The sequence below is a fragment of the Streptomyces sp. NPDC003327 genome, assembly GCF_053589515.1.
This window is the reverse complement of the sequence record NZ_JBSFSA010000003.1, coordinates 78262-93664: the sequence shown is the minus strand read 5'-3', so window position 1 is coordinate 93664 and position 15403 is coordinate 78262. Positions and strand designations below refer to the sequence as shown.

The following is a 15403-nucleotide window of genomic DNA, read 5'->3' as shown; positions in this document are numbered from 1 at the left end:
CACGTGGACTTCGTCCGCGTCACGAGCATGAGCTGTCGCCGCTCCGCCTGACCTCCCGGGGCACCACACCACGCCCCGTCGGGTCCCTCATCCGAGCACCAGCCGACCGGCACCCTGGCCCCCGCCCCACCCTCGGCGGCCGCCACGGGCACCCGTAGACCCCGCGGACGCATCCATGACGCAGAGCACCACCACCAGCAGCTCCACCACCAGCGGCTCCACGCCCGGCAGCTCCTACTCCTCCCAGCTCCCGATCGTCGACCTCTCCGCCGCCACCCGCGGCCCCGACGCCCGCCGGCTCCTCCACGCGCAGCTCCACTCCGCCGCCCACGACGTCGGCTTCTTCCAGCTCGTCGGACACGGCGTGACCGAGGCCGAGACGCAGGCCCTCACCACCGCCATGCGCGCCTTCTTCGCCCTCCCCGAGGCCGACCGGCTCGCCCTCGACAACACCAGGTCGCCGCACTTCCGCGGCTACACGCGCGTCGGCGACGAACGCACCGGCGGCGCCCGGGACTGGCGCGACCAGCTCGACATCGGCGCCGAACGCCCCGCTCACGTCCCCGCCCCCTGGGAGCCCCCCTACTGGTGGCTCGAAGGCCCCAACCAGTGGCCCGAGGCCCTCCCCGAGCTGCGCACCGCCGCCCTGCACTGGATCGACCGGCTCAGCGGCGTCGCCGAGCGCCTCCTCCACGAACTGCTCGCCTCCATCGGCGCCCGCGAGGACTTCTACGACGACATCTTCGGACCCCGCGCCCACCCGCACCTCAAGCTGGTGCGCTACCCCGGCAGCAGCGGCGAGGGCGACGACCAGGGCGTCGGCGCCCACAAGGACTACGGCTTCCTGACCCTGCTGCTCCAGGACCACGTCGGCGGACTCCAGGTCCAGCGCGAGGACGGCCGGTTCCACGACGTGCCGCCGCTGCCCGGCGCGTTCGTCGTCAACCTCGGCGAGCTCCTCGAAGTCGCCACCGACGGCTACCTCGTCGCCACCAACCACCGGGTGGTGTCCCCGCCCGGCGCGACCGAGCGGTACTCGGTCCCGTTCTTCTACAACCCGCGGCTCGACGCCCGGATCTCCCCGCTCGTCTTCCCGTTCGCGGACCGGGCGCCCGGCGTCACGGCCGACCCGGCGAACCCGCTGTTCGCCGAGTACGGCCGCAACGAGCTGAAGGGCAAACTGCGCGCCCACCCGCTGACGACGGCCCGCCACCACGCGGACCTCCTGCTCCGGCAGGATCAGCCGCTGATGTCGGCGTAACCCTCGATCTCGCGCGGGTCCCGCTTGCCGGGACCCGTGTAGCGGGCCGAGGGACGGACCAGGCGGCCGGTGCGCTTCTGCTCCAGGATGTGCGCCGACCAGCCGGCCGTCCGCGCGCACGAGAACATCGACGTGAACATGTGCGCCGGGACCTCCGCGAAGTCCAGGACGATCGCCGCCCAGAACTCGACGTTCGTCGCCAGCACCCGGTCGGGACGCCGGTTGTGCAGCTCCTCCAGAGCCGCCTTCTCCAGCGCCTCCGCGACCTCGAAGCGCGGCGCGGCCAGCTCCTTGGCCGTACGCCGCAGGACGCGGGCGCGCGGGTCCTCGGCGCGGTAGACGCGGTGGCCGAAGCCCATCAGCCGCTCGCCGCGGTCGAGCGCCTGCTTCACGTACGCCGTCGCGTCGCCCGTCCGCTCGATCTCCTCGATCATGCCGAGCACGCGGGAGGGCGCGCCGCCGTGCAGCGGGCCGGACATGGCGCCCACGGCACCGCTCAGCGCCGCCGCCACGTCCGCGCCGGTCGAGGCGATCACGCGCGCGGTGAACGTCGAGGCGTTCATGCCGTGCTCGGCGGCCGAGGTCCAGTACGCGTCGACGGCCTTGACGTGCTTCGGGTCCGGCTCGCCGCGCCAGCGGATCATGAACCGCTCGACGACGGACTGCGCCTTGTCGATCTCGCTCTGCGGCACCATCGGCAGGCCCTGGCCGCGCGCCGACTGGGCGACGTACGACAGCGCCATGACGGCGGCCCGGGCGAGGTCGTCGCGCGCCTGCTCGGCCGAGATGTCGAGCAGCGGTTTGAGGCCCCACACGGGCGCGAGCATCGCGAGCGCGGACTGCACGTCGACGCGGATGTCACCGGAGTGGACGGGGATCGGGAAGGGCTCGGCCGGCGGCAGGCCCGGGTTGAAGGCGCCGTCGACGAGCAGACCCCAGACGTTGCCGAACGAGACGTGACCGACCAGGTCCTCGATGTCGACGCCGCGGTAGCGGAGCGCGCCGCCCTCCTTGTCGGGTTCGGCGATCTCCGTCTCGAACGCGACGACTCCCTCGAGCCCGGGTACGAAGTCGGACATCAGGCGGCTCCTCTATCGATGATCGATCAACCGTGTGCGGTCGATGGGGGGATTCAACAGTCGTCCAGCCGTTGAGTCTGTACGGTTCCGATGATGCGGGGAAGCGTGACATCCGGCACACTGCGCCGATCCGGCGATGAAGGATTAGCGGCACGCGGTGCCGGGCACACTGGCGCGCTGCGGCAGGATGAACCCGTGACCGACGCTCTGGATCCCGCCGACATGCGCGAGCAGTACCGCACCACGGAGCTGACCGCGGCCGACCTCGCGCCCGAACCGATCGAACAGTTCACCCGCTGGTTCAAGGAGACCGCCGCCAACCCGGCCGTCCACGAACCCAACGCGATGGTCGTCTCCACCGCGACCCCCGACGGCCGCCCGTCCTCCCGCACGGTCCTGCTCAAGCACTACGACGACGCCGGATTCGTCTTCTTCACCAACTACGGCTCCCGCAAGGGCACCGAACTGGCCGCCAACCCGCACGTCTCGCTGCTCTTCCCCTGGCACCCGCTGGCCCGCCAGGTCATCGTCACCGGCCGTGCCACCCGCACGGGCCGCGACGAGACGGTCGCCTACTTCCGGACCCGCCCGCACGGCTCCCAGCTCGGTGCCTGGGCCAGCCACCAGTCCGAGGTGATCGCCTCCCGCGAGGAACTCCTCACCCGCTACGCTGACCTCGCCGCCCGCTACCCGGCCACCGAACAGGTCCCGGTCCCCCCGGAGTGGGGCGGCTTCCGCGTCGTCCCGGACACGGTCGAGTTCTGGCAGGGCCACGAGAACCGTCTCCACGACCGCCTCCGCTACGTCCGCGAGCCCGCCGCCCCGGAGACGTCCCCGGCCTGGCGCGTGGAGCGCCTCTCCCCCTGAGCGGCCCGCCGTCCTCGTACGTCCTCCGGCATGCTCGTACGTCCCCCGACACGCAGACGACCCGTGAGTCGTGGTCCCGTCCGCCTAGGTTCGGACAGGAGCCGGCCGGACTTACCGGCGACTCACGGGTCGGGTGACTGCGTTGGTGTTCGGCAGAAGGCCTGCCGAGGTGCACAGAGTGCGACGGCAGGCCTTAGCCCGCAGTCACCTCACGAGTCCGAAAAGAAACCATTTTTCCGGATCACCTCCTTTCGCGTGTGCCTTCACGGTACGGACGCTCCGCGCCGGGCTCAAGTGATTTATTCGAGGCGCATCCGCGGCGGACCCCGAGGGCTTCGAGGGCTTCGAGGTCTGCGAGCCGTGAAAGGATTTCGCCGAAGGTGGTGTGTTCTGGGTCACGTTCCAGTTGAATGGCCCGCACCAGGGGGAGTACCGGGGGGAGTGCCGGCATGAGTGCCTTCACGGGGGCCACGAGCGACACCGACGTACCGGGGGCCGGGGCCGATCTGCTGGCCGCGTTGCTCGACGGGATGGACGCGGCGCTCTGCGCCCTCGACGCCCACGGGACCATCACGCACTGGAACCGCGAGGCCGAGCGGATCCTCGGCTGGACGGCCGCGGAGGCCGTCGGGCGGCGCGGGTTCGAGGGGTGGGCGGCGCGCAGTGCCGACGCCGAGGAGACGCTCGGGCGGCTGATGCGGGCCATGAAGACCCCGGGCCGCCAGGTCCACGAGCTGGCGCTGCTGCGCAAGGACGGCGGGCGGGTCCTCGTGCGGAGCCAGTCGGCCGGGGTGCGCGGCGCCGACGGGAAGCCGGCCGGGATCTACTGCGCGTTCAGCGAGGTCCACGTCCAGATAGACCTGGAGCGTTCCGTGGCGCTCAGCGAGGCGCTGTTCGACGACGCCCCGTGGAGCGTCGTCCTCGTGGACGCCGACCTCCGTCCCGCGGTCGTCAACGGCCACGCGGCCCGCGCCATCGGCACGGTCCGTACGGCCCTGCTGGGGCGGCCGCTCGGGGACGTCGTCGTGCAGGGCCTGGAGGAGCTGGAGGGCGCGCTCCAGCACGTGCTGGCGGAGGGCGCGCCGGCCGCGCCCGCCGACGTGTGGGTGACGGTCAGCACGGCGTCCGGCGAGCGGCGCCGCTGCTGGAACAGCGGCTTCGTGCGGCTGGCCTCGCCGCTCACCGAGGAGCCGGTGCCGCTGGGCGTCGCCTGGGTGTTCCAGGACGTCACCGAGGAGCGGCTCGCGGCGCGGGACGCGGACCGGATGCGGTTCCGGTGGAGCCAGCTGCACCGGTCGGCCGCGGCGATCGCCGAGTGCGAGGACCCGGGGGAGGCGGCGGGCCTGGTCCTGGACTTCGCCCTGCCGGGGTTCGCGGACCACGCGATCGTCGACGTCGTGGCGGGGGAGCGGCGGCTGTCGCGCGCCCTGACGAGCCCGCCGACGGTGCCGGGCCCGGCGGTTCCGGTGGCGGGCATTCCGCTGCGGTACGGACCGGCGCATCCGGCGCTCCAGGCGTGGGACCGGGTGGGTGCGGTGCGGGCCAGCGCGGGCCGTACGGCGGAGGTGTGGGCGGAGGCGCACCAGTGGCCGGCGGGCGTGGCGCACGCGCTGTGCGTGGTGCTGCGCTCGCGGGCGCGGACGCTGGGCGTGCTGACGTTCCTGCGGGCCGCGGGCCGGGCGCCGTTCGACCGCCAGGACGTGCAGTACGGCGAGCTGACGGCGGCCCGAGTGGCCCCGCTCCTGGACGTGCCGCTCCTGGACCTGCCGGGCGGGGTCTGAGCCCGCGGGGGTTCCGCCGTCCGGCCCGCGGGCGGGTCAGTGGCGGTAGAAGATGCGGTCCGCGTAGTCGGTCATCACGCGGCCGTTCCACTCGTGGCCGCCGTCGACGTTCCCGGAGCGCAGCAGCGGCGGCTCCACGCCCCGGCGTACGAGCTCCTCGGCGGCGGCGGCCATGGTCGCCTGCATGAGCGCGCTGGTGACGACGGTGGACGCCGGGCCGAAGGGCGCCTCGATGCCCTCGTGGGTGAGTTCTGCGTCGCCGACGGCGATCCGGGAGTCGAGGACGATGTCGCAGTGGTCCTTGAGGTACGTGCCGGAGGCGTGCCGGGACTTGGTCTCCGTCGCGTACGCCACGGACGTGACGCCGATGACGGTGAGGCCGAGCGCCCGTGCGTTCATGGCCATCTCGACGGGGAGGGCGTTGCGTCCGGAGAGCGAGACGATGATCAGGACGTCGCCTGCGGTGGCGGGGGAGGAGTCGAGGACGGCTCCGGCGAGGCCGTCGACGCGCTCCAGGGCGGAGCCGAGGGTGGCGGGCATGACGTCGACGCCGACGACGCCGGGGACGACGAGCAGGTTCATGAGGGCGAGGCCGCCGGCGCGGTAGACGACGTCCTGGGCGGCGAGGGAGGAGTGTCCGGCGCCGAAGGCGAACAGGCGGTTGCCGTGGGCGACGGCGTCGGCGATGGCGGTTCCGGCGGCGGCGATCTCGGCGGAGTCCTCGTCGCGAACCTGCTGGAGCAGACCGATGGCGGCGTCGAAGAACTGTCCGGCCAGCTTGCTCTCGTCCATGGCGGCGACTCCTTCTCGTCGAGGTCGCCGCTCACGGTGCGGTCTGGACCATTGCTCTGTCAATACCGCGTGGCCGGACATGGCCCGCTTGTCACCGCGATGCGTCAGAATTGGTGGAGGGCCAGCGCACGACCTATCGAGGGGCACGTATGTCCGGACTGATCGACACCACGGAGATGTACCTCCGCACCATTCTGGAGCTGGAGGAGGAAGGTGTGGTCCCGATGCGTGCCCGGATCGCCGAGCGGCTCGACCAGAGCGGCCCGACGGTGAGCCAGACGGTGGCGCGGATGGAGCGCGACGGTCTGGTGGCGGTGGCGAGTGACCGCCATCTGGAGTTGACGGACGAGGGGCGGCGTCTGGCCACGCGCGTGATGCGCAAGCACCGGCTGGCGGAGTGTCTGCTCGTGGACGTCATCGGCCTGGAGTGGGAGCAGGTGCACGCGGAGGCGTGTCGCTGGGAGCACGTGATGAGCGAGGCGGTGGAGCGCCGCGTGCTGGAGCTCCTGCGCCACCCGACGGAGTCGCCGTACGGCAACCCGATCCCGGGTCTGGAGGAGCTGGGCGAGAAGGCGGAGGCGGAGGCCTTCCTCGACGACTCGATGGTCTCGCTGGCGGACCTGGACGCGAGCGGTGACGGCAAGACGGTGATCGTGCGCCGGATCGGCGAGCCGATCCAGACGGACGCGCAGCTGATGTACACGCTGCGGCGGGCGGGTGTGCAGCCGGGTTCCGTGGTCTCGGTGACGGAGTCCGCGGGCGGTGTCCTGGTGGGTTCCAGCGGTGAGGCCGCCGAGCTGGACGCGGAGATCGCGGCGCACGTGTTCGTGGCGAAGCGCTGACGTCCGTACGTCGTGTGTGCGTGAGGGGGCGCCCCGGCCGGGGCGCCCCCTCACGTGCGTGAGTGAGTGGGGCGCGGGACGGCCGGGGGCCGCCGTGCGCCCCGTTTTACGCCGGAATGGCCACGCACGCGCCGTCGGCGTGCCACGCTGATACGAGCGGTGCGAGATGCGGGAGGGGTGGGGCCGTGCGAACGACGGAGGCCGTACGCCACATGGCGCCCGCGCCGGGGGGTGCGGGGGGCCGGGCAGCAGAGGGCCCCGGCGCCCTGAGGCGCCGGGGCCTGTCCTCCCCTGTGTCGACCTGGAGCCCCGAGCTCTCAAGGTCGTCCCCTGCGGACCGTTTTCCCCGAGCGGTCCGCCTCCCGTTGGAGATCTCCCCTCGGCGGCGGGCGTCAATCCTTGAGTCCTGTCACTCGAACGAGGGGTGTTGGGTGGCAGAAGAGAATTTTCGAATGCGAGTTCGATAGTCTGACGGGGTTGGACGGAACTGAGGGGGTGCCAGGGATGGCGCGACGACTCGACGTCACCGGGGCCGACGGCGTACGCCTGGCGGCCTGGGACTTCACGCCCGGACTCGCCCCGCGGATCGCCCGCCAGGCGACCCGGGAGGCCCCGCACGCCCCGGCGCCGACGCCCAGCGGCGTCACCGCCACGCCCACCCCCGCCACTCCCGCCCCCGGCGTCTTACTGCTCCACGGCCTCATGGGCCACGCCGCCCACTGGGCCCCCGGCGTCCGCCGCCTCACCGGACGCCACCGGGTCGTCGCCCTCGACCAGCGCGGCCACGGCTCCAGCGAGAAGCCCCCCGCCGGCCCGTTCACGCGCGAGGCGTACGTGGCGGACGCGGCCGCCGCCGTCGAGCAGCTCGGCCTCGGCCCCGTCACCCTCGTCGGCCACTCCATGGGCGCCCTCACCGCCTGGCAGCTGGCCGCCGAGCGACCCGACCTCGTCCGCGCCCTCGTCATCTGCGACATGCGCGCCTCCGCCCTCGGCGCCGCCTCCCAGCGCGCCTGGCAGGACTGGTTCCGCGGCTGGCCCGCCCCCTTCCCCACCCTCGCCGCGGTCCGCCGCTGGTTCGGCGAGGACGACCCCTGGGTGGAGCGCCCCAACCCCGCCCGCGGCGCCTTCTTCGCCGAGGTCATGGCCGCCCACCCGGACGGCTGGCGCCCGGTCTTCGACCCCGCCCAGATGCTGACCTCCCGCGCGACCTGGGTCCACGACGCCCACTGGGACTCCCTCGCCCAGGTCCGCTGCCCCACCCTCGTCGTCCGCGGCCTGGACGGCGAACTCGGCCGCGCCGAGGCCCAGGAGATGGTCCGGGTGCTCCCCCACGGCGCGTACGCGGAGATCCCCGACGCGGGCCACCTCCTCCACTACGAGCACCCCGAGGCCTGGGCGGCCACGGTCGACCCCTTCCTGAACGGCGTCCTCACTCCCTGACGCGCCCGCCGGGCGAGTGGCGCGATACGTTCCCTCTCGCAGCGCGTCGAGGCCTTCTCCGCGCCGCTTCAGGGAGGGAACGTGCGCACCACATCACTGCTGCGGCGCTTGGCCATCGCGGTCACGGCGCTGGGCCTCACCACGGCCGGCCTGCTCGGCGCGGGCGCCGTGCCCGCGCAGGCCGCGATCGAGGACTGCCCGGCGGGTTACTTCTGCGCCTGGAAGTCGTACGACGGCACCGGCACCATGTTCAAGACGAACGAGAACCTGGCGACGCTCGGCGCCTGGGACAACACGTTCAGGTCGGTCGTCAACCACACGCGGCAGTACGTCTGCCTGTACGACGCCCCGAACCACGACCCCGACGGCGGCTACGACCAGTGGGTGCCCGACCCGGCCGGGACCGAGTGGGGCTACTCGCAGGGCTCCGTCAGCTCGGTGAAGTTCGTTCCCACCAGCCGCGAGTGCCACCTTCCGCCCCACCCCGCCTGGTCCGCCCCGGTCGCCCCCAAGGCCGCCGGTTTCGGCGACATGAACGCCGACCGCAGGCCGGACGTCCTCGTCCGGGACGAGGCGGGCCGTCTCTGGTACCTGTCGGGCGACAACACCAGCCGCCTCATCGGCACGGGCGGCTGGAACATCTACAACGGCCTCACCCGGCACGGCGACTTCAGCCGCGACGGCCGCGAGGACGTCGTCGCCCGCGAGGCGGCCACGGGGAAGCTGTGGCTCTACCCGGGCACGGGCACCGGCGCCGTCGGCAGCCGCAAGCTGATCGGCAGCGGCGGCTGGAACGCCATGAACACCCTCGTCGCCCCGGGCGACATGAACGGCGACGGCCGCGCCGACCTGTACGCCCGCGAAGCGGCGACGGGCAAGCTCTGGCTCTACCCGGGCATGGCCGGCCACCTCGGCGCACGCGTCCTGATCGGCAGCGGCGGCTGGAACGTCATGGACTCCTTCCTCACGGTCGGGGACTGGTCGGCCGACGGCCGCAACGACCTCGCCACCGTCACCACGAGCGACTACGTGACCGACTCGTGCCGTGGCGTCGGCTGCCTGGTCCTCTACCCGGGCCGCGGTACGGGCGGCCTGTACGCGGGCGTACCGGAGGACGGCGACTGGTACCACCTCAACGGCGTGTTCTGATCCGGCCGTTGGACGGGCGGTCGCGGTCGGCGCTCGAAGATCCGTTCGTAGAGGGAGAGTTGTTGTATCAGACGGTGAAATGTGCGCTACGGTGAGCTCAACATCACGCTCCGTGAAAATGGAGCGGCCCCCGGTGGTGCGCCAACACCAGTTCCGAGGGCCTTCACTACCAGTGGACTGGAGCTCCACCAGAAATGCTTTGGCATGCTATCGCGCCCGTTCGGTCCTTCACCCAGGTATCGAACAACCTCCTGCGCCATCCCCGTCTGAGCAGTGACGCCAAGCTTCTCGTGATGTACGTCCAGGGTCTCCCCGAGGACGCCGTCGACAAGCCCCTCGGTGAACACGCCGCCGACCTGGGGATGAAGCCCCGGGCCTACCACCGCGCGAAGGAACTGCTGATCGCCTGCGGCTACCTCCACGAGTGGAAGTGGCAGCGGGAAACCGGGCGGTGGACCACCGACCAGCTCTTCGCGAACATCACCCTCACGCGTGACGAGGCGAACGCCCTCCGGGCGGGCGCGGTCCCCACCGGGTCACCGACTGTGCAGAACCCGACGGCCGGTTCCAGGGACTCCCGGAAGTCTGCGAGTCATTACCGGAAAGACAAAGACGGAGATCAACACTTCCCCCACCCACCCCCCGAAGACCCGGCGCCGCGCGTCGAGGCGGGGGCGGGCCCGGGGGCGGAACCGGAACCCGAGCCGGACCCGGGGCCGGACCGGCCGAACCCCGCGGCCCCCGACGCCCCGGAGGTCCCGGAGGCCCCCGGCCCCGCCGACCCCGACGTCGTCGAGGCCGAGGCCCTGCTGCTCAGCCTCCGGCACCAGAACCGGGATCTGCTGCTCGGCGTCCGGGAGGCCCGGGGGCTCGCCGGGCTGGCGGCGGAGTGGCTGCGGCGCGGGGTCTCCGCCGCCGACCTGCGGCACGCCCTGACCGCGTACCTGCCCCGCAACGGCGTCCGCTCGGCGGTCGGCTTCCTGCGGCACCGCCTCACCGTGAAGCTGCCGGTTCCCGACCGGCCCGCGCCACCCGCCCGCAAGCCCCTGGTCAGCTGCCAGGGCCCGGGGCCCGACCACGTCTTCCGGCCCGTCGGCGACGAGGTCCACTGCGGTCCCTGCCGCATGGAGGAGGCCCGCAGGGCCCACGCGCACCTCCAGCGGCAGGAACCCGCCAAGACCGGCGGCCCCACGTGGCGCGAGCGGGTCGCGCAGCTGGGACTTCCGGAAGGACTTCCCCAGGTCGTACAACCTTTCCCGCCGTCGTGAGTCAACCAGGTGGCGCATGGTGCGCCTGGTGCTCACAGGGAGAACTGAACGTGCCCCACGCTCGCTCGACCCGACGGCGGCTCAGCGCCGCCGTCACCACCGTCCTCGCCGTCACCCTCGGCGCGGGCGTCCTCGCCGCCCCCGCCCACGCCGGCGTCCCCACGGCCGTGAACGCGGCCCCGTCGGCCGCCGCCGAGGAGCCCACCCTCCAGATCGCCCCCGACACCACGCTCCTGGCCGCAGGTGTGGACCGCTACCTGACGAAGAGCACGTCCGGCATCACGGGCACCCGGCCGTACTCCGGCGCCACCGGCACCGGGTTCAGCGGTCGCGTCGAGATGCGGTCGACGCACGACAGCGACTTCGTCATCCACGTCAGCAGCACGCAGATCACCCAGCGGAACTACCGGACTTCCGGGTCCTTCGAGATCGCCGTGGGCTCGTTCGCCGGCCGGACCTACGTCGGCTCCGCCTCCCACGCCCTGTTCACCACCTCGCAGACCGAGGCCGGCACCCGGCTGGTCCAGTGGTACGAGGTCGACAACGTGACCCACGCGGACACCGTCACCGGCCTCCCGGCCGGCGCCACGGAGATCGCCGTCACCCAGGGCACGCCCGAGCACGCCCTGATCACCTTCAAGGACGGCACGACCGCGAAGTGGGGCCTCGTCGACCTCGCCACCGCCACCGTCGGCGAGATCCACGACCGCGCGCCGGACGCCGTCGGCGGCGACATCGCCGTCTCCGGGACCCACGTCGCCTGGACCACCGGCGACGGCACGGGCACGCCCGGCGTGTCCCTCCTCGACCGCGCCACCGGCTCCGTGCAGGAGATCCCGGTCGAGGACGCCCTCTCGGACGACCTCCAGGTCGGCCTCGTCGGCGGCTGGGTCGTGTACGGCGAGGGCGGCGGCGGCCAGGCCACCGCGCCCCACGCGCTGCACGCCCTCACCGCGTACGACCCGGCGACCAAGGCGAGCAGGAAGCTCCTCGACCACGTCGTCACGGCCGTGGCGGCCCCCGACGGCAGCCTGCACGTCCGCGGCGGCCTCGTCGGCCGGGGCGAGGGCATCTACAAGATCACCGCCGACGCGATCGGTCAGCTCGTCACCGCGTTCGTGGTGACGGCGAACGAGCCCACCGAGGTCGCCGTCACGGGGACCGCGCCCACCACCGTCGACCTCGACGCCAACGGCGGCACCGCCGACTTCGGCTGGGCCCTCTCGCGGACGAACGTCGAGGCCAAGCTGACGATCCGCCACACGCGGACCGGCCTGACCCGCGAGCTCGTCGCGAACCAGCCCGGCACGAAGGACCTGAAGCTCACCTGGGGCGGCGACCTCGGCCCCGACGCCGCCGACGCCCACAACGGCGCCTACACCTGGCAGCTGACCGCCACCCCGCTCAACGGGATCGGCCCGGCCGCCACCGCCACCGGCGACTTCACGGTCACCCGCAAGACCCAGCCGCACGACTTCGACGACAACGGCTCGGCGGACGCCCTCTTCCGGGACGCCTCCGGCAACCTGTGGCGCCACGACACCACCTACCGCGGCCCCGACCCGCAGCTCCAGGCCCAGCCGCGCAAGCTCATCGGCTCCGGATGGGCGATCTACAACAGCATCGAGGCCACCGGCGACCTCGGCGGCTCCGCCGTCGGCGACCTGCTCGCCCGGGACACCTCCGGCGGCCTCTTCCTCTACCAGGGCAACGGGCAGGGCGGCTTCGCCCCGCGCGTGAAGGTCGGCACAGGCTGGGGCATCTACAAGCACATCGCCGCCGGCAGCGACCTCGACGGCGACGGCCGGGCCGACCTCGTCGCCACCGACTCCGCGGGTGCGCTCTGGTTCTACAAGGGCACCGGCAGCGTCACCGCGCCGCTGGCCGCGCGCAAGCAGATCGGCACCGGCTGGGGCATCTACAACCAGCTCGCCGCCGTCGGCGACATCGCCGGAGCCACCGCCGGTGACCTCGTCGCCCGCGACGCGGCCGGCGTGCTCTGGCTGTACCTCGGCAAGGGCGACGGCACGTTCGCGAGCCGCGTCCGGATCGGCGGCGGCTGGAACGCGTACAGCCACCTCGTGGGCGTCGGCGACGTCGACGGCGACGGCCGCTCCGACCTCGTCGGCTACGGCGCCGCGGGCGACGAGTACCTCCACCGGGGCACCGGCAGCTGGAGCGCGCCCTTCGCGCCCCGACAGCTGGCCGCGCTGACCCGCGCCGACCAGCCGTACAACCACACGGCCTGACCGGCCCGCGGCACACCGCCGCACACAGAGGGGCGGGCCGCCCGGTGCACCTCCGCGCACCGGGCGGCCCGCCCCTTCCCGTACCAGGGAAACCCCGTACGGGGTGATCAGCCCTTGCTGACCGCCGACAGGATCTCCGGCAGCCGCCGCGCCGTCCTCGGCGCCGCGATCCGCAGCCCCGCCCAGGCGATCAGCGCGCCGTAGACGGCGCCGAACGGCAGCACCGGCCACAGCAGGTCGTGCTGGTCGGTGACGCGCAGATAGACCACCGCGCCGATGACCGGCGCGCACAGCAGCGTCGAGGCGACCATCCCCGCGAAGATCGACATCCAGGCGAGCCCGCCCTGGCCCGGGGCGACGTTCTTGTACCCGCTGTCCTGGGGAATCGAGTACGGGAAGAGCGCCGACACCACCGCGCCCGTCGCCAGCATGGCGCCCAGGATCGCGAGGGCCAGGCCCAGCGCCTCGGGCACGCGCGCCCAGTCGCCGAGGACGGCCGCCGTCGCCCCTATCACCAGCAGCGTGTACGGCAGGGTGATCACGAGCAGCGCGTACGCCCGCGCCTTCAGCTCCTCGTACGCGTCGGCCGTCGTCGCGATCGTCTGCGCGACCATCCAGAACGCCGAGGTGTCCGCCCCGAACTGGTTGTACATCAGCAGGCCGAGCATGCCGCAGGCGAAGCACGCCCAGTACAGGGTGCCGACGCCCTGGAGCGCGTTGAAGATCGGCACGATCAGGCCGATCACCAGCGAGGACACCCAGGCCGCCTTCGTCTTCGGGTCGCGCCAGATGTAGCGGAGGCTGCGCTCCATGACGGCGCCCCTGCGGCCCTCCGGCAGCATCCGGCCGAGCAGCCCCCGGCCGTCGCCGGACTTCTCGCGGCCTCCCGCGTCGGCGGCCGCGCCGATCGTCGAACCGTCCGGCTCGACCATCAGCTTCACCAGGCTCCGCTGCCACCAGTGCACGAGCCCGGCCAGCGCGGCGGCGGAGAGCAGCAGCCGGGCCACGGCGACCGCGTGGTCGCCGTCGCCCGCCGCGACCATCGCGCCCACGGCGGCGGCGGGCGGCACCCAGCCGACCACGTCCGCGACCGGTTCGAGCACCGTCAGACCGCCGGACCGGCCGAGCCGCTGGGCGCCGAAGTTCACGACCTGGATGCCGACCGCGATGACCAGACCGCTCAGCAGCGCCAGGTCCCGGCCCTTGCGCGAGGTCAACAGCCGGATGTTGGCGGCGGCCACCGCCCGCGACAGGGCCACGCAGACGAGCACGACGAGCGGTACGGCGAACACGGCGACGACCGTGCCGGCCGCGCCCCGCGCCGTCGCGAGGGCCGCGCCGACCGCCAGGACCAGCGTGAAGACCGGGCCGATGCCGACAAGCGAGGCCACGAGCAGGGCCCGGACGAGCGGCCGGGGCCGCAGCGGCAGCATCACGAGCCGCGACGGGTCGAGCGTCTCGTCGCCGCTCGGCACGAACAGCGGCATCACGGCCCAGGCGAGGGCGAGGACGCCGACGAGCAGGACGGTGACGGTGGCGGCGTTCTCGCTGCCCCGCATCAGCACGAAGGCGAGGAGCATCCCGGCCGCGAAGAGCGCCGAGAGGACCATGGAGGCGATGAAGGCGGCGGTCCGGCCGCCGGACTGCCGCAGCCCGTTGCGCAGCAGCGCCAGCTTGAGCCGTACGAAGACGGAGGTGAGGGAAGGCCCCGAGGCGGGGGCGGGGGAGGTGGCGGCGGTGGACATCACTGCGCCCCGCCGGAGCCCGTACCCGCGTCGGAACCGGCCCCCGAACCCGTACCGCCGCCGTTGCCGCCGCCCAGCCAGTCCAGGGAGTCCCCGGCCGCCGCGCGGCCGTTCGCGCCCACCAGCTCCAGGAAGGCCGCCTGGAGCGAGGGTGCGTCGCCGCGGACCTCGGTCAGGGGCCCCTGCGCCCGGATCGTGCCGGCCGCCATCACGGCGACCCAGTCGCAGAGGGACTCCACCAGCTCCATCACGTGGCTGGAGAAGACGACGGTCGCGCCGGAGGAGGTGTACCGCTCGAGGACGCCCCGGATGGTCTGCGCCGACACCGGGTCCACGCCCTCGAACGGCTCGTCCAGGAAGAGGACTTCGGGATTGTGCAGCAGCGCCGCCGCCAGGCCGATCTTCTTCCGCATGCCGGTGGAGTAGTCGACGACCAGCTTGTTCTGCGAGCCGGTCAGGTCGAGCACGTCGAGCAGCTGCGCGGCCCGCTTGTCCACCTCGGCGCCCGGCAGCCCCCGCAGCCGTCCGCTGTACTGGAGGAGTTCGCGCCCCGAGAGCCGCTCGAAGAGCCGCAGCCCCTCCGGCAGGATGCCGATCCGGGCCTTGACCCGGGCGACCGACTCCGGATCGGCCCAGACGTCGTGCCCGGCGACGAGGATGCGGCCGGCGTCGGGCCGCAGCAGGCCGGTGATCATGGAGAGCGTCGTCGTCTTGCCGGCGCCGTTGGGCCCCACCAGGCCGATGAACTTCCCCGCGGGCAGGATCAGGTCCACCCCGTTCACGGCGATCTGCTGGCCGAAGCGCTTCCACAGCCCCTCGACACGCACGGCGGGCGCCGCACCGGATCCCGGTGCGGCGCCCGCACTGTCGAACACTCCGTCAAATGCCTGGTCAGGCATGTTCCGTCAACCCTTCGGTTGTCCCCGTACG

Annotated in this window: 12 protein-coding genes; 8 read left to right on the top strand and 4 right to left on the bottom strand. The window is 73.0% G+C overall.

Translation table 11 applies throughout. From position 1 onward, the window contains the following. Positions 1-175: 175 nt before the first annotated feature. The gene (locus tag ACWDVG_RS03570) at positions 176-1261 is read left to right on the top strand and encodes an isopenicillin N synthase family dioxygenase (RefSeq protein WP_451695780.1); all 1086 of its coding nucleotides are present in this window, start codon (positions 176-178) and stop codon (positions 1259-1261) included. Here ACWDVG_RS03570 and ACWDVG_RS03565 read toward each other — a convergent pair. After that, positions 1240-2340: a citrate synthase 2 gene (locus tag ACWDVG_RS03565; protein ID WP_451695778.1), complete on the bottom strand. Its 1101-nt coding sequence runs from the start codon at positions 2338-2340 to the stop codon at positions 1240-1242. The two genes, ACWDVG_RS03570 and ACWDVG_RS03565, sit on opposite strands and share 22 nt — an antisense overlap. Before the next feature lie 195 nt (positions 2341-2535). On the opposite strand from ACWDVG_RS03565, the gene pdxH reads away from it, so the two are divergent. Both pdxH and ACWDVG_RS03555 read left to right on the top strand, forming a co-directional pair. Beyond that, the gene (gene pdxH, locus ACWDVG_RS03560; protein ID WP_451695777.1) at positions 2536-3207 is read left to right on the top strand and encodes a pyridoxamine 5'-phosphate oxidase; all 672 of its coding nucleotides are present in this window, start codon (positions 2536-2538) and stop codon (positions 3205-3207) included. A 449-nt stretch (positions 3208-3656) separates the two neighbouring features. Next, the gene (locus ACWDVG_RS03555) at positions 3657-4988 is read left to right on the top strand and encodes a PAS domain-containing protein (RefSeq protein ID WP_451695776.1); all 1332 of its coding nucleotides are present in this window, start codon (positions 3657-3659) and stop codon (positions 4986-4988) included. A gap of 36 nt (positions 4989-5024) precedes the next feature. On the opposite strand, the gene ACWDVG_RS03550 is transcribed toward ACWDVG_RS03555, so the two are convergent. After that, entirely contained in the window at positions 5025-5780 is a 756-nt protein-coding gene (locus ACWDVG_RS03550) for an SIS domain-containing protein (RefSeq protein ID WP_451695774.1), read from the bottom strand. Between the two features lie 149 nt (positions 5781-5929). Between ACWDVG_RS03550 and ACWDVG_RS03545 the strand changes: the two genes are divergently transcribed. The 5 genes from ACWDVG_RS03545 (at position 5930) to ACWDVG_RS03525 (ending at position 12728) form a co-directional block, all read left to right on the top strand. Further along, the gene (locus ACWDVG_RS03545; RefSeq protein ID WP_451695772.1) at positions 5930-6622 is read left to right on the top strand and encodes a metal-dependent transcriptional regulator; all 693 of its coding nucleotides are present in this window, start codon (positions 5930-5932) and stop codon (positions 6620-6622) included. A gap of 504 nt (positions 6623-7126) precedes the next feature. Continuing rightward, complete coding sequence (locus tag ACWDVG_RS03540) at positions 7127-8062, top strand: alpha/beta fold hydrolase (protein ID WP_451695770.1); 936 nt, start codon at positions 7127-7129, stop codon at positions 8060-8062. A gap of 81 nt (positions 8063-8143) precedes the next feature. Then, positions 8144-9211: a peptidase inhibitor family I36 protein gene (locus ACWDVG_RS03535; RefSeq protein WP_451695768.1), complete on the top strand. Its 1068-nt coding sequence runs from the start codon at positions 8144-8146 to the stop codon at positions 9209-9211. Between the two features lie 293 nt (positions 9212-9504). Next, entirely contained in the window at positions 9505-10479 is a 975-nt protein-coding gene (locus ACWDVG_RS03530) for a hypothetical protein (RefSeq protein WP_451695767.1), read from the top strand. A 50-nt stretch (positions 10480-10529) separates the two neighbouring features. After that, a complete protein-coding gene (locus ACWDVG_RS03525; RefSeq protein ID WP_451695765.1) occupies positions 10530-12728 on the top strand; it encodes an FG-GAP repeat domain-containing protein in 2199 nt (732 codons plus the stop codon). Positions 12729-12835: 107 nt separating this feature from the next. Here the strand turns inward: ACWDVG_RS03525 and ACWDVG_RS03520 are convergent, their stop codons facing one another. Both ACWDVG_RS03520 and ACWDVG_RS03515 read right to left on the bottom strand, forming a co-directional pair. Next, positions 12836-14473: a transporter gene (locus ACWDVG_RS03520; protein ID WP_451695764.1), complete on the bottom strand. Its 1638-nt coding sequence runs from the start codon at positions 14471-14473 to the stop codon at positions 12836-12838. Continuing rightward, on the bottom strand, positions 14473-15372 hold the full coding sequence (locus ACWDVG_RS03515) for an ABC transporter ATP-binding protein (protein WP_451695762.1): 900 nt from the start codon (positions 15370-15372) through the stop codon (positions 14473-14475). The genes ACWDVG_RS03520 and ACWDVG_RS03515 overlap by 1 nt, the downstream gene beginning before the upstream one ends. Between the last annotated feature and the right edge of the window lie 31 nt (positions 15373-15403).